General features: G+C 42.8%; 1 protein-coding gene. It reads left to right on the top strand.

Annotated features, from left to right (window positions below; genetic code table 11):
- A partial coding sequence (locus ACOVO2_RS01695; protein ID WP_421768308.1) for an aminotransferase class III-fold pyridoxal phosphate-dependent enzyme occupies window positions 1-1,305 on the top strand: 1,305 nt, incomplete at its 5' end.
- Window positions 1,306-1,379 lie beyond the last annotated feature (74 nt).

Here is a 1,379-nt window from a genome sequence, read left to right as displayed (position 1 = left end):
AACTCAAAAAAACGCACCGACCAGCTCGACCAAATCAATTATCGAAAACAGCATTTGGGCAAAAGTCTGAGTTTATCTTATGACAAACCGCTGAAAATTGTCAGAGGCGAAATGCAATATTTGATTGATGAATTTGGGCAAAAATACCTCGACACGGTCAATAACGTAGCTCATGCGGGTCACGAACACCCAAAAGTGGTAGAGGCGGGGCAACAACAAATGTCGGTTTTGAATACCAATACTCGTTATCTGAATGATGAAATACTGGAGTTTGCCGAAGAATTACTCGCTACTTTTCCCGAAGAATTATCGGTGCTACATTTTGTAAATTCGGGCAGTGAAGCCAACGAATTGGCACTCCGAATGGCCAAAGCCATGACTGGCGAAAAAGATATAATTGCCTTAGAAATTGGCTATCACGGAAACACGCAGGGCTGCATAGACATCAGTTCGTATAAATTTGATGGAAAAGGCGGTAAAGGTTGCCCCGAAAATACGCATATCGTACCGCTGCCCGATGCTTTCCGAGGAATTTATCAAGGCGAAGATACGGGAGAAAAATACGCCAAGCACGTCGAAGAAGCGATTCTGAAAGTACAATCAAAAAATAGAAATGTAGCGGCTTTTATTGCCGAGAGCATCGTGAGTTGTGGTGGTCAAATTGATTTGCCCGAAGGCTATCTAAAAGACGCTTACCGATACGTACGTGAGGTGGGCGGCGTTTGTATTGCCGATGAGGTTCAAGTCGGTTTTGGGCGAGTTGGTAAAGCCTTTTGGGGATTTCAGTTGCAAGGCGTAGTGCCTGACATCGTTACGATGGGAAAACCAATCGGCAATGGACACCCACTGGCGGCCGTTGTCTGCACAAGAGCGGTAGCCGATGCTTTTGCCAATGGCATGGAATATTTCAATACTTTTGGTGGAAATCCCGTTTCGTGTGCCATTGGGCGACAAGTTTTACAGGTAATTAAAGAAGACAAACTCCAAGAAAATGCCTTAGAAGTAGGCGAGTACTTAAAAAAACAGCTGAGAAGCCTACAAAAAACCTATCCGATTATAGCCGATGTGAGAGGCGAGGGTTTGTTTTTGGGAATAGAATTGGTTGATGAAAACAAAATGCCTTTACCCGAACAAACCAATTATTTGGCCAACCGCATGAAAGATTTTAAGATTCTGATGAGTGTCGATGGCCCGCAGCACAATGTACTTAAAATCAAGCCACCAATGTGTTTTTCAAAAGCCAATGCCGATTACATGCTGGAGGTTTTGACACAGGTTTTGAGCGAGAGTTTTATGGAATTTTAAGCAAAAACAGCAATGTCATTTAATATCGACATTGCTGTTTTTGTTTCATTAACGACTAAAATTATAACCAAATG

Origin of the sequence: Emticicia sp. (assembly GCF_049241225.1) — a bacterium.
Lineage (GTDB): Bacteria > Bacteroidota > Bacteroidia > Cytophagales > Spirosomataceae > Emticicia.
The sequence above is the reverse complement of the archived record's forward strand: the minus strand, read 5'-3'. Positions and strand labels throughout refer to the sequence as shown.